This is a genomic window from Jejuibacter sp. L23 (assembly GCF_050815825.1).
Classification (GTDB): domain Bacteria; phylum Pseudomonadota; class Gammaproteobacteria; order Enterobacterales; family Enterobacteriaceae; genus Jejubacter; species Jejubacter calystegiae.
This window is the reverse complement of the sequence record NZ_CP138199.1, coordinates 929,331-956,014: the sequence shown is the minus strand read 5'-3', so window position 1 is coordinate 956,014 and position 26,684 is coordinate 929,331. Positions and strand designations below refer to the sequence as shown.

Below are 26,684 nucleotides of genomic sequence, written 5' to 3'. Positions count from 1 at the left end.
GAACTTGCTCACATTTAATCAAATGTGATTGAATATAATCAAATCTGAAATATGATGATCCGGAGCTGGGATGGACACAAAACTCACAACGCCTCAAATCGTGGTGGTTGCCGATGACTTTACCGGTGGTAATGATGCGGGCGTCAGCCTGGCGTGCACCGGTTTGCGGGTCGATGTCGCTTTTGAGCTGCCCTATCACGGCAATGCCGATGTGTTGGTGGTGAACAGCGATAGCCGGGCGCTTTCCGCACGGCATGCCGCTTCACGCATTGAGGCGCTGGTTCATGATTGCTACAGCAATCCACATCAGCTACTGCTGAAGAAGATAGATTCCACGCTGCGTGGCAATCCAGGCGCAGAGCTGGAAGCAATGATGCGATCGACCGGCAAACAGCTGGCGATTGTCGCCCCGGCCTTTCCTGATGCAGGACGCACAACAGTACAGGGGCAATGCCTGATAAACGGCGTTCCCGTCACGGAAACCGAATTTGCCAGCGACCCGAAAACTCCGGTCATCAGCGCCGATATCGGCCTGCTATTGCAGGCGCAAACGACGATTCCCTGCCAGTCGATGTCGCTGAGCCAGTTTAGCCACAGGCTGAACCAGTATGCGTCGGATGGCCCGGAAATTTGGGTGGTGGATGCGCAGACCGATGGCTGCCTGGATACCATCGCCACCCTGGCTCTGGCGCAAAAGGAGCGCCCGTTACTGGTGGGCTCTGCGGGAATTTGCCAGGCGCTGGCGCGGCAGCACGTAAATACTTCGCCACGTTGTTTACTGGCGATGGTGGGTTCAATGAGCGAAGTCGCGCAACGACAAATCGCCACCGTCTGCCGAAACGCCAGAGCGGAGAGCCTGGTCATTGATATTGAAAATGTCCTTTGCGGTTCGCCGACGCATTACCTGCAGCAGATTATAAACATTCTGTCATCCGGTCGGCACTGTATTGTCCATACCTGTCCGGATCATGAAGCGCGCCATCGGATCCCCGAGCTTTGCGCACGCTGGCAGCTGACTCGCCCCCAGCTTGGCGAAAAAGTTTGCCATTTTTTGGGAACCCTGACGCGCCAGGTCCTTGAGGCTGTCACACCCGACGCGCTGTATCTGTCAGGGGGAGATGTCGCCTCTGCAGTTGCCGGAGCACTGGGGGCAAGGGGATTCAGGATCACCGGCTGCGTCGCACAGTGCGTGCCGTACGGTCGCTTTGCTGGCGGTCTCTGGCAGCGCCCGGTGATGACGAAAGCGGGAGGATTTGGCGACGAGGCCACCTTACTTCAGGTACTGAATTTTATTGAGGAGAGATGAGTGAATAATATCATTGCTGTTACTATGGGTGACCCTGCCGGCATCGGCCCGGAAATCATTATCAAATCGCTGGCGGAAGGCGAGCTTTCTGGCTCGCCGGTGGTGGTGGTCGGATGCGCGCAAACGCTACGGCGGCTACTGGCGCTGAACATCACGCCACAGGCAGAGTTACGGATTATCGATGATGTCGCCCAGGCCCAATTCTCCCCAGGCGTCATCCACGTGATAGACGAAGCGCTGGCCGACCCCGGGTCGTTAAAGCCCGGCGTGGTACAGGCACCAGCTGGCGATCTGGCGTATCGCTGTATTAAACGCGCCACTGCGCTGGCCCTGGCAGGGAAAGTCTGCGCGATCGCCACCGCGCCGCTCAATAAAGAGGCGTTACACCTGGCCGGGCATCACTATCCCGGACATACCGAGCTGCTGGCCCATCTGACCGACAGCAAAGACTACGCCATGGTTCTGTACACCGATAAACTGAAAGTCATCCACGTCACCACCCACATCGCTTTGCGCAAATTCCTTGATACGTTAAGCGAAGAGCGGGTAAAAACCGTGATTCAGATAGCCGACAGCTTCCTGCGGCGCGTCGGTTATCAGGACCCGCGTATTGCGGTCGCAGGGGTCAATCCCCATGCCGGGGAAAACGGCCTGTTCGGTGATGAAGAGCTCAAGATTGTCGGGCCTGCCGTAGAAGCCATGCGGGCTAAAGGGCTGAATGTCGCCGGTCCGTGCCCACCCGATACGGTGTTCATGCAGTGCCATGAAGGGATGTACGATATGGTGGTCGCGATGTATCACGATCAGGGCCATATTCCGCTAAAATTACTGGGATTTTATGACGGAGTGAATATCACTGCCGGATTACCCTTTATCCGCACCTCAGCGGATCACGGTACGGCATTTGATATTGCCTGGACAGGCAAGGCCAGGTCTGAAAGCATGGCCGTGTCTATCCAGTTAGCGATGCAAATTACGCAGGATTAAAAATGAAAGGATATAACCGGTTAGAACAAATCATGGATTACCTGAAAGGGCAAAATCTGGTCACAGTAGAGCAATTAGTGGCGGTCACTCAGGCTTCCCCGGCAACCATTCGCCGGGACCTGATTAAGCTCGATCAAGAAGGCGTTATCAGCCGTACCCATGGCGGCGTAACGCTTAACCGGTTTATCCCTTCTCAGCCGACCACGCATGAAAAAATGCAGCGTAATATCGTGGAAAAACGCGCCATCGCCAGGGCGGCGGCGTGTCAGGTTAAGGCCGGAGATACCATCGTACTGGATGCCGGCACCACCATGATGGAACTGGCCCGCCAGTTGACACATCTGACGCTGCGGGTCATTACCAGCGATCTGCGCATCGCGCTGTTTCTCTCGGAATTTAAGCAGATAGAAGTGACGATTATTGGCGGGCGTATCGATGAGAGCAGCCAGTCCTGTATTGGCGAGCATGGTCGTAAGCTGCTACAGAATATCTGGCCGGATATTGCATTTTTAAGCTGTAACGGCTGGGACATCGAAAAAGGGATTACGGCGCCCACGGAAGAAAAGGCGGGGTTAAAACGCGATCTGATAGCCAATGCCAGACGCCGGGTGCTACTGGCAGACAGCTCAAAATATGGCGCCTGGTCGCTGTTTAATGTCGCCCATCTGAATTCTCTGACCGATATCGTGACGGATGAGCAACTGGAAGAGAGCATTCGTGAACAACTGGCGCAGATGCCCGGTCAGTTAATCATTTCCGATCATTAAACGTCAGGACAGCAGCGGGAAGCGCCGGGGAGCACGTCCCCGGCCTGATAGAGGTGAAAAAAGCGTGGCTATGCTACGGCCACGTATAACCAGCCGACTCTGAGTTATAGATCTCGTTTGTACACCGGTTACCATAGCTATCGTAAGTCACATAGGCTGCGGACCAGAGATCTCCGCCTTCATCTCCATTTTTCGTTTTATTTCCATATTTATCTCTGAATACAAAAGCATAGGATATTATCGCGGCTTTATCTGTATAAAGATCATAGATGACCTGGTCAGAAGCATTGACCGTTCTATCAAGCTTGAGCTTATTATTTCTCCACTGATAAACATCAACCTTCAAGTCCGCAGGCGCATTCGCAGGAAGATCCCAGCGTATCGTCCCTTTACTGTATGACCAGACGGTACAATCAGCGCCATGAATATTTAGCGTAAAAGGCAGAGTCACCTTTTTATATGTCACTTTGGTATTGCCCTTCGCGCCATTATCCAACTGAGCCATGAAGCTATAGTCCCCTAATGCATCACTTCCTTTGTCAGCACGAATGCTAACCGTCGCCGTGGTGACTCCTTTCGAATTTGAATTACCATTGCCTGCTGGCGTGATATCCACCCAGGATGAATAGCCGTTGGGGAAGGTCACTTTCACGCCTTCCAGCAAGTTGCCATAGGGATCTGTCACCGTTGCCGTCAACTTCACCGTTTTACCGGCGACTGGCGTTGTATTATCCGGCACCAGTGCCACCTTTGCGTTAGCCTTGTCAGCCTGATAGCTCACTCCCTTTTCAGCGCGCTGACCATTCGCCAGTTTCGCCGTCAGGGCATAGTCGCCCATCGCGTTATATTCCTTACCTGCAGTAATCTTCGCACTGGCTTTCGCGATCCCCTGAGCATCCGACTTTCCACCGTTTTCAGGGGTAATTGTCATCCAGGCCGGATAGTTACTTGAGAAGCTCACCGCCACGCCTGACAGCGGATTCCCGTAGCGATCCTTCACCTTCGTCGTTAACGTCACGCTCTCACCAATGTTCGGATTGGTGTTATCCACGGTGACGGGATCCAGACGCGCACTGGCTGCATCAGCCTTATAGGTCACCCCCTTTTCAGCGTGCTGACCATCCGCCAGTGTCGCCGTCAGGGTATAGTTGCCCATCGCGTTATATTCCTTACCTGCGGTAATCTTTGCGCTGGCTTTCGCGATACCCTGAGCATCCGACTTTCCGCCGTTTTCGGGCGTAATCGTCATCCAGGCCGGATAGTTACTTGAGAAGCTCACCACCACGCCTGACAGCGGATTCCCGTAGCTATCCTTCACCTTCGTCGTTAACGTCACGCTCTCACCAATGTTCGGATTGGTGTTATCCACAGTGATGGGATCCAGACTCGCACTGGCTGCATCAGCCTTATAGGTCACCCCCTTTTCAGCGTGCTGACCATTCGCCAGTGTCGCCGTCAGGGTATAGTTGCCCATCGCGTTATATTCCTTACCTGCGGTAATCTTTGCGCTGGCTTTAGCGATACCCTGAGCATCCGTCTTTCCGCCATTTTCGGGGGTGATTGTCATCCAGGCCGGATAGTTACTTGAGAAGTTCACCGCCAGGCCTGACAGCGGATTCCCGTAGCTATCCTTCACCTTAGTGGTTAACGTCACGCTCTCACCGATAACCGGGTCAGCCTTATCCAGGATAATGGGCTCCAGACGCGCACTATTCACATCGCCGGTGACCGGAGCCGTTTTATTACTGGACACGAACTGGCCATTGGTTCCATTGATATTTTTAACACCAACCTGAACGAACACCTGTTTACCAATATCACTGGACTGCAGGGTATAGGTTTCACCCGTCGCCCCCGTGATCCAGCCGTCCTGATGCATCCACTGATAGGTGTAGGTCAACGGGCCACTACCGTTATCATGCGACTTAATTTCTGGCTTCAACTGACTGCCAACGCTAGTTTTCTCTGGAATGGTCACCGATTCGATCACCGGAATCCCACTAAGCAGCAACTGACCGCTTCCCGACTTTCCGCCCGCCAAAGCGCTAACCTTCAGAGTACCGCCGGTTTTCTTCACCTCCAGCGTGATCTGCCCTGCCCCCTGCGCATTGGTTTGGGGAGCCTTATACAGCTCGCTAACCAGTTCAGGAGTCTCAACCTTCCAGTCAAGATCAACTCCGGACAGCCCAATCCCGTTTTTGTCCTTAGCCATTACAGTAAAGACAACCTGTTTTTCACCATCGGCGATGGTAGTTCCGTTTTCCGTCGTGACCTGAACCGAGTCCACCGGCAGCGGTTGACCGATAATGGTTTCTTCCTGATGGAGTTCCCCTGCAGACACCGAGACTTTCAGCTCATGCACGGAAACCAGTCCGGTTTTGGCCTTCAGTTTAAGTTGCGCCTTACCGCTGTTATCCGTGGTCTCAACCCGCGCCACTTCGATCACCCGATCCGGTTCGCCGATGATCCAGTTTACGGCCAGGCCCGGAACAGCCAGCCCATTCGTATCCTGTGCCGTCGCGGTCAAAGTGACGACTTCACTGGCATCTGCCACCACGCTATGCTTATCTGCTTCCAGCTTTAGCTGGCTAACCGGCAGCGGCACCAGGTTGATGCTCTGCTCATCGCCATGACCGTTTACCGTTGCCGTCACCTTCAACGTCTTCGCGGTGACCAGCCCGGTCTTCGCTTTCAGCGTCAGTTTCGCCTTACCGTCTGCGCCGGTCGTCTCAACCCGCGCCGTTTCAGTGACCAGCTCCGGCTCGCTGACCATCCATCTTACCGTCTGGCCCGGCGTCGCCAGTCCGTTTTTATCCTGCGCCGTGACGGTAAAGGTCACCGCTTCACTGGCATCCGCCGCCACGCTCTCTTTATCCGCTTTCAGTGCCACCTGGCTTGTCGGCAGCGGCGCCAGGTCGATGCTCTGCTCATCGCCATGACCGTTTACCGTTGCCGTCACCTTCAACGTCTTCGCGGTGACCAGCCCGGTCTTCGCTTTCAGCGTCAGTTTCGCCTTACCGTCTGCGCCGGTCGTCTCAACCCGCGCCGTTTCAGTGACCAGCTCCGGCTCGCTGACCATCCAGCTTACCGTCTGGCCCGGCGTCGCCAGTCCGTTTTTATCCTGCGCCGTGACGGTAAAGGTCACCGCTTCGCTGGCATCCGCCGCCACGCTCTCTTTATCCGCTTTCAGTGCCACCTGGCTAACCGGCAGCGGCGCCAGGTTGATGCTCTGCTCGTCGCCATGACCATTTACCGTTGCCGTCACCTTCAACGTCTTCGCGGTGACCAGCCCGGTCTTCGCTTTCAGCGTCAGTTGCGCCTTACCACTGGCATTGGTGGTTGCATCATGCTGCTCCGTCACCAGTGCCGAATCGCTAACGTCCCATTCAATGGCCTGATTCGCAACGGGGTTACCGCTCTTATCCAGGGCAATGGCCGTGAGTGTTACCGGCGTTTCACCGTCGGCATCAACGTTCTTACTGTCGGTTTCCAGCGTCACGCTATGCACGTCACCCACAACAATCTGCAACGGCTTCGACTGCTCCCCTACTCCCACCGTAATGGTCTGTGGCGCACTGTCAGGAATCGCGACCTGAGCGCTAACCCGCCCTTGCGCATCGCTGTTACCGCTGTCACTGCCCTCAACAAAGTGTCCGTTGCTAATTTTCCAGACGATCGCCTTATTACGGCTGGCAACCGGATTGTCGTATTGATCTTTCAGAACAGCGCTGACCGCTGCATTACCGCTTCCCGCAACTGCGCTGGCAGGTACCTCCAGTTGCACGGAATTCACCTTACCTGCCACCAGGTGCAGCGGCTGTGCATCGGCACGGCTCCCCTGTAGTTCGGCTGATACTTTCCATTCTGCTGCGGTACTTTTTGGCGCCTCCATCTCTACCGTGGATTCCCCATTCTCATCCGTTGTGGAATTTTCAACCACAATACCGTTGCTCTGCCACACCAGTTTGCTTCCGGTGAGCGGCGCACCATCCTGATCGCTGGCCTTTACGGTAAATTTATGACGACTGGCTACCTCGATATCGCCTGCAGGCTGAGTTTTTATGGTCAGTGCCTCGGGGCGAGCAAACAGCACCCGTAGATTAAGCCGCTGACGCTCTGCGGACGCCTGTGCATCACGGCTGGTACGTGCGGGCATCAGGGAAGCGATAACTTCATCCTGACCATCTGCCACAATACCGGAGATTTTTACCAGCGCTACGCCGTTGGCGTCGCTACGCACGCTATTGTTTTCCAGCGCACCCAAAGTGTTACGGCTTTGCCAGTAAACCTGCTGGTCCGCCAGCGGTTGGCCCTTATCGTCCACCACTTTGGCGGCCAGTAACATGCCCCCTTTAACCCCGTTGTGAAATTTGATACTGCCATCAGGGCGTATTTCTCCCTGGGCCAGCAGGTGGTCAATATAGATATCGGAGAGTACCGCCTGGGGCCCGGCAGCCTCTGCCATTCCCGGTTTACCGGCTACGCCGTGCTTATTCACCGGGGTGACCTCGAATACCAGCGTCTTGTTCATATCGGTCGGGCGAACCCGATAGGTCATTGCGCCTTCCTGTACGACCTCACCGCTCTCTTTGTGGTACCAGCGCAGTTGCGTCTTCGCCTTTTCCTCGTCTTCACCTTCGTTATTGATATAGGTATAGGTACCGATCAGTTCACTATTGAGCTGCGCACTGCCGTTAATCGCCACATCGCTGACCGAAGGCGCGAAATCGCCAGGCTGGATCGTCAGACGGTAGCGGGCACTACCCTGTACCGTACCGGACTGAATACCTGCATATTCCGTAGCAGTAATAGTCACTTCACCACGGCGCAGCGGTGATACCTGGCCGCTGGCGTCCACGCTGGCATAAGCGACGTCGGAACTGCTATAGACCACATGACCGCCCCGTCCCCCTTTTACCTGATGGCTAAAGGGCACGCCTGCCTTAACGCTTTTTTCCGTCGGATCAAAATAGAGACGCAGATCTTTCTCTTTCTGCTTATAGGCCAGCACAATATTGTTGTTACGTGCGACAAATTCGGTGCGCGACTGCATCAGCGACGGCATTGCCGAGGCGCTGGAGGCATCAAGCATCTGGGAAAGAGTACGTCCGAATTCCCACTTAAAATTCAGTCCAACCCTGGAATCATCGCGCTGGCCGCTAATCATGCGATGTTCCGCATTAATGCCCACCAGCGGAACCGGCTGCCAGTTCATGCCCAGCGTCATACCATAAGGATTGCGGCTCGCTTCGCTGCGGCTTCCCGTGACATCAACTTTATCGCCATACCACTGGAACCAGCCGGCCTTCGCAGAAAGATGCTGCGATACCGCCATTTCAAGGTTCAGATCCCAGCCACGAGCGGCGCGCTCATAAAGTTCATAACGAACCGGGGAGTCATTAAAGGTATTGTCTTTCGAATGACGCCAGTCGCTGACCGGCAGGTAGTAGTTAACTGAGCCGCGAATGCGATCGCTCCAGACCTCTCCACCAAGGCCCATCCGGCTATGATGGCGGGTAATATCCTGGTCAAAAAACAGGTTACTCCCCACCATTAAATGCGGGTTAAAGGTGTGGCGCCAGCCAATCCCGGCATTCAGGATATTGCGCTCATTCCATCGGTGGGCGCTCATCTGGGTAAACAAAATATCGTTCTGCCAGACGGCAACAGGCCAGAGGTAATCCAGGCCAAAGTCACGGGAGGCATTTTTCCCCAGGCCTGCACTGGCGGTCACCCGCGCCTTTCCACCGGTACGGTTAAGCCAGTTTTCCACTTCCTGGGTTAGCGCGGCATCCACGCTGCTGCTTGCCGCGTCACGCAATGCATTTCCGGCACCGCTGTGCTGGGCACTGCCCCATAACGCCGCCATTTTGTCGCGTAGCGCATTATCGTCGGCAGCTAGCGGTAATGTCGTGCCGGCAATCTGGCGATCAGCGGGCACAATCACCCACTGACCGCGAAGCTCCGCCAGTCTGGCTGGTGACTTCACATCACGGTTCAGATTACGCAGTTGTTCAACTGAAAGATGATGTTTAAAGGCAACATCACCCGGCTCTTCGGTCTCGCCAATAAATAGCAACTTCACCGCCGGATAACGGCGGGTCGCGGCGTTATCATCGGGTAACAATAACCACTCACCCAGCACCAGGCCGTAGGTCTGCGCCAGATTTTTCTGCCAGCCGGGCAGGTCGTTAATCTGGGGTGCCAGTTCACGCTGTATCTGCTGCCAGCTTTTGTCGTTTGCCTTATGATAAAGCACGTACCGATGGGCATTATCGCCCATCAGCTTATGCTGAGGGGTATTAGCGCGACTGGTAACGGGTATAGAGAACAAAATCAGAGAGAAGAGATAGTGCAACAGCGTTATCCAGCCGAATATACGCTGACGTATCACCAGGGTATCATGAGTCATTTGATTATTCCGAATAACCTAATAAAAAATAAATAAAAACAATAAAATCAAAACGTAAAGAGGCGCCTTCCTGTCAGGAAAGGGACAGGAGTGGGTATAAATAGACTCCACTCCCTGGCAGGGACATTTATTTATTTGTACACATCAAAATCCAGTTGTCATTTAACATCAACAACCATGAATTATGATTTAAACGTTTAAACATCATCATGATGGAGTCGCCTTTACCGCTAAACATCACCGCATTTCTCCCCAGAGAGTCCCCCGGAGCAATACTCACTTGCGCTATTCGTGCGCTAATAACATTGTGGGATTGCTGAACCTGATCCAGTGACAGGACTCGCTTCACGGTTATCAGGTTTTCATTGACCTTTTTTACTCCAAAAAAACTTATTTTTTTCTCTTTCGGCCACCAAGTCACACCACCGCTAAATGAATAACGCCGATTATCATCATCCATAAACAAACCATTATTCATCGTGCTACTACAAGGTGTCTGCGGCACCTCCGGATTGAACTTGCAAAAATAAACAATAACGGCCAACAGCGCACCTAAAAGTAAGCTCAGAATCAATAAATAGATATGTTTTTGTAATGACATTGGTTTTTTTCCTGATTTATCTCTTTATGACACTGAGCGATCCAGACCTTTGGCCCATTAGCTGCAAGGTAAATATGCCGCACTCCGCTTACTGGTTTTCCAACGATATCTTCCAGCATTTTGGGAATAAGTAATTGCTCACTGGTCGCATGATAAGTGATTCCCCTGGCCTGCAACGTATCTGCGAAATTGCTTTCTCCGGATATCCAGAGATACTGCACCAACAACGGTAACAGAACCGCCAGCGTACAGGAGGCGACGATCAGCCATCTGGGAAGACACACATGACGTCCCGTTCCTTCGTGCTTATCCGGTATCGGGGTAACAGAAACTTCAGACGGAAATGCTACCTGGCTGCGGTCATCCATATCCACTGATGCCTCCATTGATGATTGCGCAATACCGGACGGCATACTTTCCTCATCTATTTTCTCCACATCTGCTTCCACATATGGCGCACCATCATCAGGTCGGACATAGATGAGACCAAAGCGCGGTAGCGTTTTAATTACCGTGGCGGGTAACCCCGCACTTTGCAACTTACGGCGCAGAGTCTTAATCAGCTGATGATAACTCGACTCGCCAACAATGATTCCCCTACTGAGCCAGATTTGCTCAAAAACATTTTCTTTACTTCCTTTTCCTTCGAGAACCAGCTCCAACAGCTTACGTTCACCTGGCGTCAAATAAACATCCTGTGCATTTTCAACTTTCAGGCAGGAACATTCTGAATGAAATGTTACCCGGGATGACAAGGGAATAATTTTGGTTGTCATAAAAAACCCTAACTCATAACAATCAATATATGACGCACAAGGACATCTAAATATTGATATTAACTAAAGTGCAGTATGTTAGAAACAATAACCGCAGGACCAATGCCTGATGATTTCATGATGATACTGCCACTTTTCATTATGCATTTCTTATCACCACAGTCATTTCAGAGTAAAATCACAATGCCATCAGGGAAAAAAGCATCAGATCATCAGGTATCGCATCAGAAATAAAAGTTCGATGATTGAAAATGCTGCCTCACTTCGCCACCTCCAGAAAAATGCAACATTCATGAGTTCAGGAAATAAACCCCATGAAGTGGGATCTATTTGGTTTCTTAGATGTGGTCAAGAAGTAAACGGAAGGATACGTATTTTATTCTAAATGAAAAGAGGCCTCGACGATCCGGGCTGTTTTTCCAGGCAGGAAGGGAAGAATTCTCTCTCCCAACAAGAAATTTCTTATTCACCACCCCGGGGATGCGCCGCCTCTACGGCCAGCCCCCCCAGTATCTCATCCCGACTATCCCCCCCCAGCAGCACCATTCGACAGCGTACGATAGCGCCATCTAATAATAATGCGATCCTGGTTCTGAAAGGCTCTTCTCTTCCTCCGGCAATCCACGGCTCAAGGTCTGCATCGAAGGGAGAGACACTGCGCGCCTCCAGTAACGAAAGCGTCGTCACCGAATATTCATCACCGAAGAAAGCATCCGGCGGCGTCTGCCAGATTAATCGTCGGTCCGTCAGGTAAAGACGAAATAGCGCTGTCGCCGCCGCTGGCGCAAGGGCGTTATCTATACGAGCCCGCTGCTGTAGTTGATTCTTCAGCCTTCGCGTATATCGGGCAAAGCGGTTGGTAGTAAAACCAAGCCACGAGCAAAACAGAAGATACCACTGCGCGTTCCAGATGGCCGACAGCGAGCGTTCATCACCGCCCACGAAGAGACCCCGTTCATACAAGGTCGCACCGATCACGAGCAGATACTGTAACAGCAGTACCGCCCCCAAAACCCGGGGCTCCAGAACCAGTGCCAGCAGCAATATCCCTGTGAATATTAACCAAATCGGATTAAATCCATAAAGTATCGGTGACAGGTGACGCCAGGAAGGTAAAAACAGCATCAACAACGACACCAGCATCCCCACAGTCGCCAGGATATTTCGTCTTCCCCCAGCCACCAACGCCTTCCCCTCTCTATTCAACGCGTCAGTAAGTGGCCAGAAGGCCAGGATACTCGTCAGCAGCGCCAGCGACCAGGAGACTAAATGGAAAAGTGAGATATCATCGCCCAGCACCTTCAGGCACAGCATCAATAACAAACCGGAGCCAAAAACAATCGCGATGAGCGACGTTAATGCCAGCAGGGGTTCCCTCACCCCCTCTGAACGCTCACATCGGGTAATATAGCGCAGTGCCAGCGCGCACAGAGGAAGCGTGAAGGCATCAAAAAGAGCAAACAGAGCAGCCAGTATCAGGGGACGTCCAGAATACAGACCGCATAATGTGTGTAACAGCAACGCTGTCACGAGCCAGACAGGCCACAGGCTCAGGCGACTCATCATCAGAACTGCCAGCAGCAATCCGCCGGGAAGCCACGTCGTCGTAGAAAAACTCCATGGGTCACGGTTCGACAGGCTCAGTAATGCCATCCCGCCCCATAGCAGGCAAAACAGCATCCAGCGTAAGGTAAAATACATTCCCGGTAACCGACTCTTTAAGGCACATAACCCAAACTATAGACACGAATGCGCTTCGTCCCCAGCTAAGAGCCCATAGCTCACGACGACAGGAATATCCATATAAAAAAAGTGGGCTAAGCGCCCACTAAAACAGCATAGATATGATTTTGCTGCAATAACTGTCGATACTTATGATCCGGGCTAACCGGATGCAGCTATCCTGCCCTGGCAACTCGTCCCCAGCCATATAGAAAATCTGATGAATATCTAAATAAATCATCAGCTGAAAGTGATATCATGATCCGACACTCATAAATATTTCAATACCCCTATACTAACCGGAACATTAAATATAAATACCAGCATAAAGCCCCCATAGCTCTACACTATACATTAAACAACAACAACACCTCCAGTAAAATATAAAAACTCAGATTATCCGTAACACACCAGACAATAAACAACATCTCTTCACTGATTACATCTATTACTCGTTACATACCAACGACATATTAAAACCGCATTGCAAAATAATATTTTTAATCTATTACTTAACAGGCAGGGATTCATCACCATCACTCAAACCACAGGAGCAGTAACAATAAACAAGCAACTAATACTCATATAAAAATCAGGAGTCCTATGTATGAATAAAGCAACAGGCTCTCTTCGGAAACATCAGAAGCAAGTGATCGGATACGTCACACAATATGATGCATGGAAAGAAATACCCAATCTGGTTCCTAAAGGGGGGTATAATCAACTGAACATTGATTTTTCTAAATACACCATCCTGAATTTTTCATTTTTTGGATTAGCACATGATGGTTCATTACACAGCGCTGATTACCGTAATAAACAAATACATCTTCCCGAACAGATTCAGGAACCAGCGCCCCTGATACATGAAGATATCTATAGCAGTTGGGACCGCTATATCTTATTCGGCGCCCAGCAAATTCTTTGGTATGTATCAGAAGGTAGCTATGCCTGGAGCCTGGGCTATCGAGCAGCCGACTCTGGCGGCTGGATAAATGTCAACACCAACGAATCCGGCGACTTTCCACTGGCAATCGAGGATCCTGATGGCCCTCCGGGCCTGCTCAGAAAAGCAAAACAGTATGGCGTTAAGGTCATGGCATCTCTTGGCGGTTGGAGTATGTCCAAACACTTCCCGTCCGTGGCTAAAGACCCTATAAAACGTCAGAAACTGGTCGCCGAATGTCGCAGACTTATCAATATGGGTTTCGATGGGATCGACCTGGACTGGGAGTTTCCAAATGGTTTGGGCATGAATATTATCGAGCATAGCCCGGATGATTTTAAATACTTCACGATTCTGGTCGATGATATCAGGAAAGAGATTGGCAACGACCATCTCATTACGGCGGCCACCTCAACCGCCATTAAACTACTCGAAGGATTTGAATGGCATCGTCTCAATGAATTAATGGATTACTTTAATATCATGACCTATGATATTAATGGCGGCTGGTCAAATATAGCAGGTCATAACTCTCCATTATATAACTACCCCGGTCAGGAAGGTGGCGATGAAGCCTCGTCATTAGACAAAACGATTCGAGCGCTGAAAAAATGGGGGGTAAAAGAAAGCAAAATTAATGCTGGCGTTGCTTTTTATGGCCGGGGCGTCATTACCGAAGGCACCGCGGCATTAAATCAAAAAACGGTGAAATCGGTACAGAACGTTCCCCCCGATGGTTCTATTTCCACCTGTGGTGACTTTGACAACTGGCCATTAAACGTATGGGATGGCACCCCTAATTACGCCATGATTGTTCAAAAAACCCGCGAGGGGGAGTATGACGGCTGGCAATATCACTGGGATGAAAATGCCAGAGTTCCGTATTTGACCAAGGGGAAATATTTCCTGAGCTACGATAATGAAAGGTCGGTCGGCGAAAAAGCGAAATATGTTGTCGATAATAATCTGGCAGGCGTAATTATCTGGACTGCCTACGGCGATCTGCAAAACCTGACCACCAATACCACCGTACATGGCGGCAAACTGGTTGAGTGTCACGATGCCACCTCAATACTGGCGGATAAAATCGATCAGGTTTTCTCTTCTGATTCTCCTGATGTTATCGACAAGCCCATCAGCCTGAACGTTATTTCCCCGGGCGATGGCGAGGCCTTCCCCCCCTCAATTCCGATCAAGGTTCGGGTAGCGGTTCGGGCCCAGGGATCACCTGCATCTGTTTATTTCAAAGTCGGCGATAGACAGTACCCGGCAACGGTGTCAGAAACCAAACGCAATACTCAGGATGAAGTCTATTATGACGGAGAAATATCACAACTTAATACCGGCCAGCATACACTTGCCGCTATCGCCACTGACCGTCAGGGCAAAACGCATACCTCCCCTCTGGTGGCCTTTTCGGTGATGGAGCAATCACAGCCACCGGTTGAGCTGCCCGCCCCACACCTCTCAGCTACCCAGACAGGGGCCCCAGCCCATCGGGTAGAATTAACCTGGTCCGTTAACAGCCGCAGCTCGGGTCTTACTTTTACCCTGTATCGCAACCAACAGGCAATTCTTACCAATACGGTGAATAACAGCTATATCGATAGCGCCGTCTCTACCGGAACGGAATATCAGTACACTGTGATTGCGTCTGATAATAAAGGCAACCAGTCACCCGCCAGTAACCGGGTTACCGTCAGAATCAGTGCCGATCAGTCTGATAACAACGGCCAGTTCCCGGATATCAGCCAGAAGAAAATTGTGATGGGCTTCTGGCATAACTGGCCGCAGGAAACTCACGGTGGCAGCGGTTACCGGGGTGGGTACTTTAAAAATCTGGAACTCACCGAGATCCCGACGGCTTACAATGTTATTGCCATCGCCTTTATGAAAGCCTCTCAGAGCGATCATATCCCTGATTTTGCACCTTATAAGGGAACAGCAGAGGAATTCCGCCGCCAGATAGAGACGCTTCACACCCAGGGACGCGCCGTGCTGATCTCACTGGGCGGTGCCGATGCGCATATTGAGCTACAAAATAGCGATAAAGCGGCGTTAAAAGATCGCATTATCCAGCTTACGGAAACCTATGGCTTCGATGGGCTGGATATCGATCTGGAACAAAATGCTATCAGCGCTAAAGATAATGCCACAGTGATTCCCCAGGCATTAAAAGAGGTGAAGGACTTTTACCGCCAGAAAGGGAAAAACTTCATTATCAGTATGGCACCAGAGTTTCCCTATCTGCGTACCGGGCAAAACTATGAACCCTATATCCAGAGACTCGAGGGTGACTACGACTTTATTGCCCCGCAGTATTACAATCAGGGAGGAGATGGGCTCTGGATCGATGGTGTCGGGTATCTGAAACAGGATGATGATGAACTGAAGGAAGAGTTCCTCTACTACCTGACTGAGAGCATCGTGACCGGCACCCGCGGCTTTATTAAGATTCCCCACCAAAAATTCGCTATCGGCCTGCCCGCCAACAATGATGCCGCACGCACCGGTTATGTCATTAATCCGGATCACGTGAAAAATGCGCTACAGCGGCTCGATAGCCAGGGTCTGAGCATTAAAGGCGTGATGACCTGGTCCATCAACTGGGATACCGGTAGCGATATCAATCGTGAACCCTATAACTGGGAGTTTATTAAGCGTTATGGCTGGATCTCTGAAGGAGAGATTCCAGGACCCGGGCCAGATCCAGAGCCAACCCCGCCCGCTATTCCCACCGGACTCAAAGTCACCAGCTTTACCAGCCACTCCGTCACCCTGGACTGGACGCCTTCCCGCACCCAGGTTCGCGACTACACCCTGTATCGGGATGGCACCGCCATTAAGAGCGTAACCGCGCCACCCTTTACCGATACCGGACTGAGTCCGAACCAGACCTATAACTACCAGATAAAAGCCACCAATATGCAGGGCGTCAGCTCCGGGCTGAGCGCGGCGGTGACCGCTCGCACCAGCGGCTCGACCGAGCCCGACAACCCATGGCAGGACGGCAATATATGGTACCCGGATAACAGCAAAGTAAGCTGGCAGGGCGTCACCTGGCTGTGCGTGATGCAGCACACCTCTAATGCCTTCTGGAGTCCGGATAAAGCGACCTCACTGTGGAAGCGTCAGTAATAACGAGAACAACCCATCATAAACCGTTTCTGGAGAGACATATGGCACAGTATCAATCAGACTTTGACGATCAATTGAGCCCCTACCATGGACACGTTTACGATCCGGGTTCACGCGCCTGGAACGCCCGCCAGATGGGCCTTATTGATGAAGGTGCGCTCAATCAGTGTGAAGGGGGGAAATTCTTCCCGGAGACCCAGGGCGGTCTGTCGGATAAAGTCGCCCCTAATGATGTTCCCAATGCCGTTCCACCGGCTGACGGAAAAATCGCCAGCGCCGGGCAGGAAGCCGGACGGGTTCTGGATGACCCGACGAAAAACTGGCCGCGCAAACAGGTCGCCAGCGGCGATGCTATCGATATCTCCTGGTTTTTTACGGCTGCGCACCTTACCCGGCGCTGGAACTACTTTATTACCAAACCCGGCTGGGATTCGACGCGTCCTCTGTCCCGCGATCAGTTTGAAGCGAAGCCCTTTACCCAGGTGGAGTCAACGCTGGATCCCTTCTGGCAGCATAACGCGGCCCTGAAACCCGCTAACCCAACGAAACACAGTATCAGGCTACCGGAACGCAGCGGATATCATGTACTGCTTGGCGTCTGGGAAGTTGCCGATACCGGTAATGCTTTTTATCAGGTTATCGATCTCGATTTCGTCAAATCAGACATTCCGGATCATTTGCCCACCCCTCCCGGTAATCTACGGGCAGAAACGGTAACCGGTAAGAGCGTGAAGCTTGCCTGGAATGCCTCATCGGGCGCTTCCCCCATTACCACCTATCGCATTACACGTAACGGTATTACCACCATCGACGTTGCAGCATCACTGCTGACCTGGACGGATGAGGGCGTGGAGCCAAACACCCGCTATACCTATTTTGTCAGCGCCATTGATGAAAATGGCGCCGAATCCGCACCGGGTAATACCATTATGGTGACCACCCCAGGGGGCGAGGATACGCCGCCAACGGCACCGGGTAATCTGCACAGTATGGGGGAAACCGCCACCAGCGTCAGTCTTATGTGGGGCGCCTCGCTACCGGAAGCGGCGATCGCCAGTTACATCATCTACAGAGAAGGTAAAGAGGTACAGCGGGTTTCCGGTAGTAGCCAGACCTGGAATGATACAGGGCTGACGCCCGATACCCGGTATCGCTATTTTGTTGCCGCACTGGATAGCCATAACCGCCTCTCAGTGCCCAGCAATGTGCTAACGATACAAACAAAGAGTCAGGATAGCGGCGGCAACTATTCGACCTGGAAACTCAACGAGGCCTATAAGAAGGGGGACATCGTCACCTACAAAGGACAACTCTGGAAATGTGTTCAGGATCATATCTCCTACACCGATACCTGGGCACCCGATGTTCCTGAGGTCAAAGATATTCTATGGTCCTCACTGGCCTAACGTAATGTTTTAACGCCTACAATGTCGGTCACATGCAGGCCGACATTTCTTCAAACCAGTATACCAACCTACCACCTCGCGATTTTTCTTACTGGTACGATAGAAAGGTCTTATCAGCACAGGTATCTTCTCCCCCATCACAGAAGCAATCGTAATTTTTACTGGCCCGATCTGAGGAAAGTACATGACAACCCATATCGTCGTTGCTGATGAGCATACTATTATTCGTCGCGGTGTAGTATTGATGGTGAAAAACCTTCCGGAAATCAATCCGAACTTCAACCATCATAACATTAATATTGTGGGTGATGCTGCTTCTCCCACTGAGTTATTAAACCTGCTGGCCAATAACCCTGTAGACATCCTGCTATTGGGATTTAGTCTTAATACTTATAAAAGCCAGTCGCCGTTAACTGAGTTGGATGGTATTACGCTAATAAAATGGCTCAGCAATAAATACCCAAACCTAAAAACAGTGGTGCTGTCACCTTATAATAATGCCAATGTTATTCGGAGCGCACTAGATTCTGGCGCATCTGGCTATATTAACCATAACACCTGTGAAAAGGTACTGGAGAGAGCTATCACTGCCATGATGAATAACGAGACCTATATCGAAAAAAGTTTACTGAACTCTCTGCTTCAGCCTGCTACCCGGGGCGAACGGGAGCTCAGCTCGCGAGAGATCGACGTCTTGCGTCTGCTGTGTAAAGGCTTATCACCTGCGGCGATCTCCGGAAAGCTCAACCTGAGCAACAAAACCGTCAGCGCCCATAAACTACGCGCTATGGAAAAGCTGGGAGTAGCATCAGACTGTCATCTCTTTTTCCTGCTGTCTCAAACTCAAATGTTTGATATTGCTATTTGATATTACGCAGGTGCCAGAGAGGCACCTGCAATAAATATGATTACCGTCATCCATCGAGGCTTTTAAATAAAAATGACTTCTGCCGTTTCCTGTCGTTATGATTTTTTATCACGTTTATTGCATTGGGGTGTTGCTGCTATTATTATTTACGCAACCATCATGGGATATATTCTTCATAGTTTAGATGGAAGCCGCTGGTTTGATTTTTTCTCTGAACTAAATATGTCACTTGCCACTATAGCCACTCCCGTTATGGTTATCCGCTTCGTATGGCGTTTCTTCAGACCCCCCGTCGGCTGGCCATCGTATATCTCGACGCGCAAAAAACAGCTGGTGACATTTATTCATGAGATCTTTTATCTGACGATATTTATTGTCTTAATCAGCGGTTTTCTGATGCTGGAGAAAGGCTATCATCTGTTTTGGCTTATCCCTGTACCACAGCCTCTCTCATCACCGGAAGTTAATCAGTTCTTTTTTAAGGTACACCGTATCAGCTGTATGGCGCTGGGCGTACTCCTGGTTATTCACATTACCGCTGTCGCCAACTACTTACGACAGGGTAAAAAAGAGATTCTGAACAAAATGCGCTAATTTTTCAGCAATAACAGCCGCTCGACCCGCTCCGACTGAGCTTCCTGGCTATACTTTGTGTTCAATCGAATACAGACGTCAGGAGACAGGCCAACATGCGTAAAACGGTATTGATCGCCGACGATCATCCCGTCTATTTATTGGGGTTACGCACGCTATTGCAGGCCCACTCTGAGCGTTATGAGGTACTGCACGAAGCCAGCACCACTGACCAGTTGATCGACAAACTGCAACAGCAACCGGCTGATATTATTATTACCGATTTCAGTATGCCCGGAGAGCGCTACCCTGACGGCAGGGCACTTATTCAACATCTGCGACGCCAGTGGCCAGACAGTACGGTGATAGTGGTTACCATGATAACCAATCCGGCACTGCTGGCCTCTCTGGCACGCCTGGGAGTCCACGCGGTACTGAGCAAAAACAGCCTGTCGACGGAACTGATCGCTGCGCTGAAAACCAGTGAAATGCCAACACGCACCAGAGCGGGGAAAACGGCGCCTTCGGTTAAAGAGGCCCTCTCGCCCAAAGAGAGCGAGGTTGTACGCCTGCTCCTGCGTGGAATGACGGTCAATGAAATCAGTAATCTGGTAAATCGTTCCAAACAGACTATCAGCACACAAAAAAACAGTGCTATGCGTAAGCTTGGCGCCACATCAGAATTCGAGCTGTATCAGTACGCGCAAAAAATCGGGTTGGATAGTTGACGATGCGCACAGGCACGGTGGTGCGGGCACTGCTGTTCTGTTTTTTGTTTTCCGCGTTCGCCAATGCCGTAGAGCGCGTGGGCATTCTGAGCTACTCCCCACCATTTAGCGATAATGAGCAACAACAAAGCGTACTCAGGGATGAAATCACACTACTGTGGCAACAGGAGAAGAATCCTCCTCAGATAACAAACTATACCCACAGTGAAGAGGCGCTGGCGGCGCTGAATGCTGGCAAACTCGATCTGGTGATATCCGCGCAGGACTTCAGCCGTCAGGGGCTACTTTCCAGCCAGCCGATACTGGTATTTCCCCTTGCAGTACTGGGAAATTATCGCCCCGGGAGCACCCTACTGGCATCTCCAGAGATATTGACGCAACGACAAACGTCATCGCAGGGCAAACCACTCAACGTGATACCGGCCGGGACGACGATCTACGATAGCGTGCGGCGCATCATTCGTGGAGAGGCCAGCGGCCTGATCGCCCCCGAATTCGCCATTGCGCAATTCCGCCAGCAGGTGCCGCAATCAACCCTTCCCTGGCGGGAGTTAAGCGCCCATCCCCCCCTTCGCTACTCTCTCTGGGTGGCGGCGAACCATGCGGATCGGCTGGCGGCATTAAACCAGCGTATCGATAACCTGCGCCAACAGGACGCACGCTGGCTGGAACATAAATGGCAGCTTCCGGCCAACAGCGTGATTAGTCAGCGTAATCCTCCCCCCGGAAAGGAGCCCGTATCGTTAAGAGTTGCGCTACTTTACGCGCCTGAACCGCGGATTATCCACGGCAACGCGATCCGTGGCATGTGGCGGGATCTGCTCAACTCGCAGTTCCCCCCTCCTTTTTACCGGCTGACCGTCACGCCAGTCAGTGACAAAAAGCAGGCCAGACAACTGCTGAACCAGGGGAAAGTGGACCTGCTAATGGGCGAAACGACGCCGCTTCCCACGGATCAGGCAGTGCGCTTTGATACTCTCTCCTGGGGGATTGTCAGTCACGCACGCCATCCGCTGAATGGCTCACTGGCATCATTGCAGGGCAAAAGACTGGCCATCATCAGAGGTTCACCGCTGGCCACCCTCCCCGCGCTCGTTGCTCAGCATCCGGATATTGCGAAGGTCAATACTCTCCGACAGGGGATCAGCCTGGTTGAAGCTGGCGGTGCAGATGGGCTGATCGGCGACGCATGGAGCCTGGACTACCTGATACGCCGCGCCAATAACCGGCACCTGAGCCTGAGCGCTATCGACTTACCTCAGGTACCACTCTGGTTTGTTACCACTGCGGACGACAGTCCGAAGATGCAGCAGGTGCGTAACCGGCTTAGCGCCATGACCGATACCGATATCCAGGCCAGTAAAACCCGCTGGACGGTCGAAGTCCCCCCCATCACTGCTGACCAGCACCACCTGTGGACCAGCCTGTTAGCTATGTTAGCGCTGCTGGCAGCGTCAGGATCTGTGCTGTTTATCGCACGCGAAAGAAGTAAAAATAAAATCCGAATCCAACAGTATAATCAGCTCAGTGATACGCTTAACCTCTGGCAAACGCTGCTCAACAGCGCGCCTATCCCCCTGTTTTTCTGCGATCCCATTGGTCGGATACGCAGCATGAACCAGGCCTTCCATGATTCGCCATTTATCCCTGACGGATTTGAATCCGGGGAGTTGCTTGGAGAGATTGAACAGGGACCCTTTCACTGGCTGGATCCGTCCACGCGCCAGACATTGCTCTACGACACCCGGCCAATATTACGGGAGGTCACCCTGGGCCAAAACACGCTCCTGTGCTGGATTGCAGGCTATAGCAATTCCCAGGGGATCGCCCAGGGGATGGTCGGAGGCTGGCTCGATATCAGTGAAAAAGCGGCGCTCGAAGAGGCGCTAAGCCAGTCACTACGCCAGGCGGAAAAAGCCAGCGAAGAGAAGTCGGCTTTCCTTGCTCGTATGAGTCACGATATCCGTACCCCGCTTAACGCGATACTGGGCATGCTGGAGATAGAGCGTAAGCCCCATCCTTCTCTGGAGGTCGCCTGGCAGGCAGCGCTAACGCTACGCGATCTGGTCGGGGATATTCTGGATTTATCGCGTATCGAAGCTGGCGAGCTACACCTCGCCCCTGCCCCGCATAATCTGCACGAAATCATGGAGACAACCGCAGCTATCTTTGCCCGTAGCGCCCAGGAAAAGGGACTGACCTGGCACCACGATAATGCCATTCCCGACGAACTCTGGTGTCTGTGCGACCGTTCCCGACTCAACCAGATTATTGTCAATCTGGCAGGCAACGCGATCAAATATACCCATGAGGGTGAAGTCTCCCTGATCTGTCGTTACCAGGAATCCATCCTTAAAATAGAGGTTACCGACACCGGTATCGGCATCCCTGAAGCACAGCTGCCGATACTGTTCCAGCCCTGGTTCCAACTGGATAGCTCCGTTCCCCAAAGCAGCGGTCTGGGTCTGGCTATCTGCCATCAAATCATTGCCCTGATGAACGGGGAAATCACGATAGAGAGCACCGAAGGTAAGGGGACAACGGTCAGCGTTACACTACCCGTCGTCCCCTGCCAGATACCAGAGAAAGAGCCCCTATCCCTGGCGTCTGACGCCATACTGGCGCCGCGGCGCATTCTTCTGGCGGATGATTTTCCGGCTAACCTGACGGTGATGACGCGACAACTGGAACGCGCCGGTCACCAGGTCGAGAGTTGTCTGAGCGGACAGGAGGCGCTGGCCCGGTTGGAGCACGAAAGTTTCGATGTTTTGATCACCGACTGCCAGATGCCGGGAATGAGCGGCTACCAGTTGTGCGCCTCCGTGGTGCTACACAACCTGCTGGGACGCGTTACGTTGCCCGCGATGATACTGGGATGTACCGCCAGCGCGCTGCCTCGTGAAGAGGAGGAGGCAAGGCATGCCGGTATGGATCGGTTGCTGCGCAAGCCACTCAGTGAAGCCGGACTGCGTCAGGCACTGGATACGCTGCCAGAGACAGAAGGAAACAGCCCGAATCTTGAGGAGCTACGCGCGCTGGCAGGGGAAGATTCATCACTGGTGACACTGATGCTGTCACAAATAGACCAGGCTATCGATGAGGATCTGCGGCGTCTTCAGGAACAGTACACCGACCTACAGCTCCTCTCCCAAACAGCGCACCGCCTGAAAAATAGCTGGAACCTGTTACGCATGCAGCAAAGCTGGAGGCTCTGCCAGATTATGGAAAATCTGCCGGCATCCTACGCCGGGGGCATCGTCAGTCAGGCGGAGATGCCTGACCTGGTTAACGCCTTTATCGCACAAATGCGCAGCGCCCAACGGCAGATACGGGACTAACGCCCCATCACAAACTGTCGGTAAGCGCGCAACACCTGAAGAAAATCCTCGACCCCGCACAGGGTCAGACTCTCTTCATCGTAGTAGCTCATTCCTTCTTCGATCTCGTCACCAGAAAAGTCGAGCTGATTGGCCCGCACCATTACCTCTTCACCGTCCAGCCACAGGGTGTACTCGTGGCCGTTGCGCTGCCATTGACGTTCGCTGCCTTTGACCGCAAGCAGAGCCTGCTCCACCTCGTCCAGCAGCGCCAAATCCTCTTTCACCTCTTCATTGAACCAGTGGCCGACCGCCTCATGGCCCATCGACATCCGCACTTTTACCGTGCCGGTGATATCACGCAGAAATTCGTAATCCATACCGTATCCTCTCATTGCGTCCTGGCCGCTGCCGGGTTGCGTCTTTATCCTTATTATCGCAGTCGTCAGAGAGAAAATCAGCGCTGTGGCTGGCTCTGGAGCAATAAAAAAGGCCGCATCAGCGGCCTTTTTCAGCAGACAGAGTGAAAATCAGACTGCGGTCTGGAAGATCACACCGTCAGCCTTTTCGGTATAGTCCTCCAGGCGGTCGAAGTTCAGATAGCGGTAGGTGTCATCCGCCGTCTTATCAACCTGATCCATAAAGGTCTGATACTCTTCCGGCGTCGGCAGCTTGCCCAGCAGCGATGCCACTGCGGCAAGCTCGGCAGATGCCAGGTAAACGTTGGCGCCGTTACCCAGACGGTTTGGGAAGTTACGGGTCGAGGTGGAAACCACGGTCGCTCCGTCGTTCACCCGCGCCTGGTTACCCATACACAGGGAGCAGCCCGGGATCTCGATACGGGCACCGCTCTTACCAAAGACGCTGTAGTAGCCCTCTTCAGTCAACTGGGTGGCGTCCATACGGGTCGGCGGCGCTACCCACAGGCGGGTCGGCAACTGGCCTTTATGGCTGTCCAGCAGTTTACCGGCAGCGCGGAAGTGACCGATGTTGGTCATGCAGGAACCAATGAACACCTCGTCGATGGTGCTGCCCTGAACTTCAGACAGCAGACGGGCATCGTCTGGATCGTTCGGCGCGCACAGAATCGGCTCTTTGATCTGCTCCAGATCGATCTCGATCACCGCAGCGTATTCCGCGTCGGCATCGGCTTCCATCAGCTCAGGCGCCGCCAGCCACTTCTCCATGCTCTGGATACGACGCTCCAGAGTACGGCGATCGCCGTAGCCTTCGGCAATCATCCACTTCAGCAGCACGATGTTGGAGTTCAGGTACTCAATGATCGGCTCTTGATCCAGCTTGATGGTACAACCGGCAGCAGAGCGCTCGGCGGAAGCATCAGACAGCTCGAACGCCTGCTCAACTTTCAGGTCCGGCAGCCCTTCGATCTCCAGAATACGGCCGGAGAAGATGTTCTTCTTGCCCTTCTTCTCGACGGTCAGCAGACCCTGCTGAATCGCATAGTAAGGGATGGCATGCACCAGGTCACGCAGGGTGATACCCGGCTGGCGTTTCCCCTTAAAGCGCACCAGAACCGATTCCGGCATATCCAGCGGCATCACGCCGGTCGCGGCAGCGAACGCGACCAGGCCGGAGCCCGCCGGGAAAGAGATACCGATCGGGAAACGGGTATGGGAGTCACCGCCAGTACCTACGGTATCCGGCAGCAGCATACGGTTCAGCCAGGAGTGGATGATACCGTCGCCCGGGCGCAGCGATACGCCGCCGCGGTTCATAATAAAGTCCGGCAGGGTGTGGTGAGTCTGTACATCCACCGGCTTCGGATAAGCCGCAGTGTGGCAGAAGGACTGCATTACCAGGTCGGCTGAGAAGCCCAGACAGGCCAGATCTTTCAGCTCGTCGCGGGTCATCGGCCCGGTGGTATCCTGGGAACCCACAGAGGTCATCTTCGGCTCGCAGTACTGACCCGGACGGATACCGTCTACGCCGCAGGCGCGACCCACCATCTTCTGAGCCAGCGAGAAACCACGGGTGCTTTCGGCCACGTCTTTAGCGCGACGGAAGACATCGCTCTGCGGCAGCCCCAGAGATTCACGCGCTTTAGTGGTCAGGCCACGACCTACGATCAGCGGAATACGGCCGCCAGCGCGAACTTCGTCCAGCAGCACTTCGGTCTTCAGTTCAAAGGTCGCCAGCACTTCGCCGGTTTCGTGATTACGCACTTCACCTTTGTACGGGAAAATGTCGATCACATCGCCCATATTCAGAGAGCTGACGTCGACTTCGATCGGCAGCGCACCGGCATCTTCCATGGTGTTGAAGAAGATCGGCGCAATCTTGCCGCCCAGTACCACACCGCCGCCGCGCTTGTTCGGCACGTTCGGGATGTCGTCGCCCATAAACCACAGCACCGAGTTGGTGGCCGATTTACGGGAAGAGCCGGTCCCCACCACGTCGCCTACATAGGCCAGCGGGAAACCTTTCTTCGAAAGCTGCTCGATCTGCTTGATGGGGCCAACGGCGCCCGGCTGATCCGGCTCAATGCCTTCACGCTCGTTCTTCAGCATCGCCAGTGCGTGCAGCGGAATATCCGGACGCGACCAGGCATCCGGTGCCGGAGAGAGATCGTCGGTATTGGTTTCGCCGGTCACCTTGAAAACGGTCACGGTGATCTTTTCCGCAAGCTCAGGGCGGGCAAGGAACCACTCGGCATCAGCCCAGGATTTCATAATCTGTTGCGCGTAAGTGTTACCCGCTTTAGCTTTCTCTTCTACATCGTAGAAGCCATCAAACATCAGCAGAGTATGGGACAGCGCTTTCGCGGCGATGGGCGCCAGCTTGTCGTTGTCCAGCGCTTCAACCAGGGGATGGATATTGTAACCGCCCTGCATGGTGCCCAGCAGCTCAACGGCTTTTTCAGGGGTAACCAGCGGGGAGGTCGCTTCACCTTTGGCCACAGCGGCCAGGAATCCTGCTTTTACATAGGCGGCTTCATCAACGCCCGGCGGTACACGGTTGGTCAGCAGGTCCAGCAAAAAAGCCTCTTCGCCAGCTGGCGGATTTTTCAGCAGCTCGACGAGCGCGGCCATTTGGGTTGCATCGAGGGGTTTTGGAACAATCCCCTCAGCGGCACGCTCTGCAACGTGCTTACGGTATTCTTCTAGCACGACGGTTCT

General features: G+C 52.9%; 15 protein-coding genes and 1 pseudogene. 10 read left to right on the top strand and 6 right to left on the bottom strand.

Translation table 11 applies throughout. From position 1 onward, the window contains the following. Positions 1–70: 70 nt before the first annotated feature. From dtnK to SCU88_RS04340, 3 genes are read left to right on the top strand one after another with little or no spacing between them, the layout of a single operon-like run. On the top strand, positions 71–1,306 hold the full coding sequence (dtnK, locus tag SCU88_RS04350) for a D-threonate kinase (protein ID WP_175340275.1): 1,236 nt from the start codon (positions 71–73) through the stop codon (positions 1,304–1,306). Continuing rightward, positions 1,307–2,293: a D-threonate 4-phosphate dehydrogenase gene (locus tag SCU88_RS04345; RefSeq protein ID WP_175340276.1), complete on the top strand. Its 987-nt coding sequence runs from the start codon at positions 1,307–1,309 to the stop codon at positions 2,291–2,293. It begins immediately after the preceding gene. A 2-nt stretch (positions 2,294–2,295) separates the two neighbouring features. Then, positions 2,296–3,060: a DeoR family transcriptional regulator gene (locus SCU88_RS04340; protein ID WP_175340277.1), complete on the top strand. Its 765-nt coding sequence runs from the start codon at positions 2,296–2,298 to the stop codon at positions 3,058–3,060. Positions 3,061–3,133: 73 nt separating this feature from the next. Here SCU88_RS04340 and SCU88_RS04335 read toward each other — a convergent pair whose 3' ends face one another. From SCU88_RS04335 to SCU88_RS04320, 4 genes are all read right to left on the bottom strand, one after another. Continuing rightward, on the bottom strand, positions 3,134–9,472 hold the full coding sequence (locus SCU88_RS04335) for an Ig-like domain-containing protein (RefSeq protein ID WP_175340278.1): 6,339 nt from the start codon (positions 9,470–9,472) through the stop codon (positions 3,134–3,136). Between the two features lie 127 nt (positions 9,473–9,599). After that, positions 9,600–10,073, bottom strand: a complete 474-nt coding sequence (locus tag SCU88_RS04330; RefSeq protein ID WP_175340279.1) for a hypothetical protein — start codon at positions 10,071–10,073, stop codon at positions 9,600–9,602. After that, positions 10,043–10,849, bottom strand: coding sequence for a hypothetical protein (locus SCU88_RS04325; RefSeq protein WP_175340280.1), 807 nt, complete (start codon positions 10,847–10,849; stop codon positions 10,043–10,045). The genes SCU88_RS04330 and SCU88_RS04325 overlap by 31 nt, the downstream gene beginning before the upstream one ends. Positions 10,850–11,311: 462 nt before the next feature. Beyond that, positions 11,312–12,502: an MASE1 domain-containing protein gene (locus tag SCU88_RS04320; protein ID WP_175340281.1), complete on the bottom strand. Its 1,191-nt coding sequence runs from the start codon at positions 12,500–12,502 to the stop codon at positions 11,312–11,314. A gap of 676 nt (positions 12,503–13,178) precedes the next feature. On the opposite strand from SCU88_RS04320, the pseudogene SCU88_RS04315 reads away from it, so the two are divergent. The 7 genes and pseudogenes from SCU88_RS04315 to SCU88_RS04285 all read left to right on the top strand — a co-directional run. After that, positions 13,179–14,459, top strand: a pseudogene (locus SCU88_RS04315) (glycoside hydrolase family 18 protein); the annotation flags it as partial. An 825-nt stretch (positions 14,460–15,284) separates the two neighbouring features. Continuing rightward, entirely contained in the window at positions 15,285–16,655 is a 1,371-nt protein-coding gene (locus SCU88_RS04310; protein ID WP_175340432.1) for a glycosyl hydrolase family 18 protein, read from the top strand. Between the two features lie 41 nt (positions 16,656–16,696). Then, complete coding sequence (locus tag SCU88_RS04305) at positions 16,697–18,061, top strand: lytic polysaccharide monooxygenase (protein ID WP_175340282.1); 1,365 nt, start codon at positions 16,697–16,699, stop codon at positions 18,059–18,061. A 184-nt stretch (positions 18,062–18,245) separates the two neighbouring features. Then, a complete protein-coding gene (locus SCU88_RS04300) occupies positions 18,246–18,929 on the top strand; it encodes a LuxR C-terminal-related transcriptional regulator (protein ID WP_175340283.1) in 684 nt (227 codons plus the stop codon). A gap of 72 nt (positions 18,930–19,001) precedes the next feature. After that, on the top strand, positions 19,002–19,523 hold the full coding sequence (locus SCU88_RS04295; protein WP_175340284.1) for a cytochrome b/b6 domain-containing protein: 522 nt from the start codon (positions 19,002–19,004) through the stop codon (positions 19,521–19,523). A gap of 95 nt (positions 19,524–19,618) precedes the next feature. Further along, positions 19,619–20,230 carry a response regulator gene (locus SCU88_RS04290; protein WP_175340285.1) on the top strand — a complete coding sequence of 204 codons (612 nt, stop codon included), beginning with the start codon at positions 19,619–19,621 and terminating at the stop codon, positions 20,228–20,230. Positions 20,231–20,232: 2 nt separating this feature from the next. Then, on the top strand, positions 20,233–23,568 hold the full coding sequence (locus SCU88_RS04285; protein WP_175340286.1) for an ATP-binding protein: 3,336 nt from the start codon (positions 20,233–20,235) through the stop codon (positions 23,566–23,568). On the opposite strand, the gene yacL is transcribed toward SCU88_RS04285, so the two are convergent. Both yacL and acnB read right to left on the bottom strand, forming a co-directional pair. Then, complete coding sequence (gene yacL / locus SCU88_RS04280) at positions 23,565–23,927, bottom strand: protein YacL (RefSeq protein ID WP_138095775.1); 363 nt, start codon at positions 23,925–23,927, stop codon at positions 23,565–23,567. The genes SCU88_RS04285 and yacL overlap by 4 nt on opposite strands. 150 nt (positions 23,928–24,077) lie before the next feature. Next, positions 24,078–26,675: a bifunctional aconitate hydratase 2/2-methylisocitrate dehydratase gene (acnB, locus tag SCU88_RS04275; RefSeq protein ID WP_175340287.1), complete on the bottom strand. Its 2,598-nt coding sequence runs from the start codon at positions 26,673–26,675 to the stop codon at positions 24,078–24,080. Positions 26,676–26,684: the final 9 nt, after the last annotated feature.

Excerpts from the sequence above, each read along its gene's own strand:
- SCU88_RS04335 (WP_175340278.1), bottom strand. The coding sequence starts at position 9,472 with ATGACTCATGATACCCTGGTGATACGTCAGCGTATATTCGGCTGGATA.
- SCU88_RS04305 (WP_175340282.1), top strand. The coding sequence starts at position 16,697 with ATGGCACAGTATCAATCAGACTTTGACGATCAATTGAGCCCCTACCAT.
- SCU88_RS04320 (WP_175340281.1), bottom strand. The coding sequence starts at position 12,502 with ATGGCATTACTGAGCCTGTCGAACCGTGACCCATGGAGTTTTTCTACG.
- yacL (WP_138095775.1), bottom strand. The coding sequence starts at position 23,927 with ATGGATTACGAATTTCTGCGTGATATCACCGGCACGGTAAAAGTGCGG.
- dtnK (WP_175340275.1), top strand. The coding sequence starts at position 71 with ATGGACACAAAACTCACAACGCCTCAAATCGTGGTGGTTGCCGATGAC.
- SCU88_RS04300 (WP_175340283.1), top strand. The coding sequence starts at position 18,246 with ATGACAACCCATATCGTCGTTGCTGATGAGCATACTATTATTCGTCGC.
- SCU88_RS04310 (WP_175340432.1), top strand. The coding sequence starts at position 15,285 with ATGGGCTTCTGGCATAACTGGCCGCAGGAAACTCACGGTGGCAGCGGT.
- SCU88_RS04340 (WP_175340277.1), top strand. The coding sequence starts at position 2,296 with ATGAAAGGATATAACCGGTTAGAACAAATCATGGATTACCTGAAAGGG.
- SCU88_RS04325 (WP_175340280.1), bottom strand. The coding sequence starts at position 10,849 with ATGACAACCAAAATTATTCCCTTGTCATCCCGGGTAACATTTCATTCA.
- SCU88_RS04295 (WP_175340284.1), top strand. The coding sequence starts at position 19,002 with ATGACTTCTGCCGTTTCCTGTCGTTATGATTTTTTATCACGTTTATTG.
- SCU88_RS04290 (WP_175340285.1), top strand. The coding sequence starts at position 19,619 with ATGCGTAAAACGGTATTGATCGCCGACGATCATCCCGTCTATTTATTG.
- SCU88_RS04285 (WP_175340286.1), top strand. The coding sequence starts at position 20,233 with ATGCGCACAGGCACGGTGGTGCGGGCACTGCTGTTCTGTTTTTTGTTT.
- SCU88_RS04330 (WP_175340279.1), bottom strand. The coding sequence starts at position 10,073 with ATGTCATTACAAAAACATATCTATTTATTGATTCTGAGCTTACTTTTA.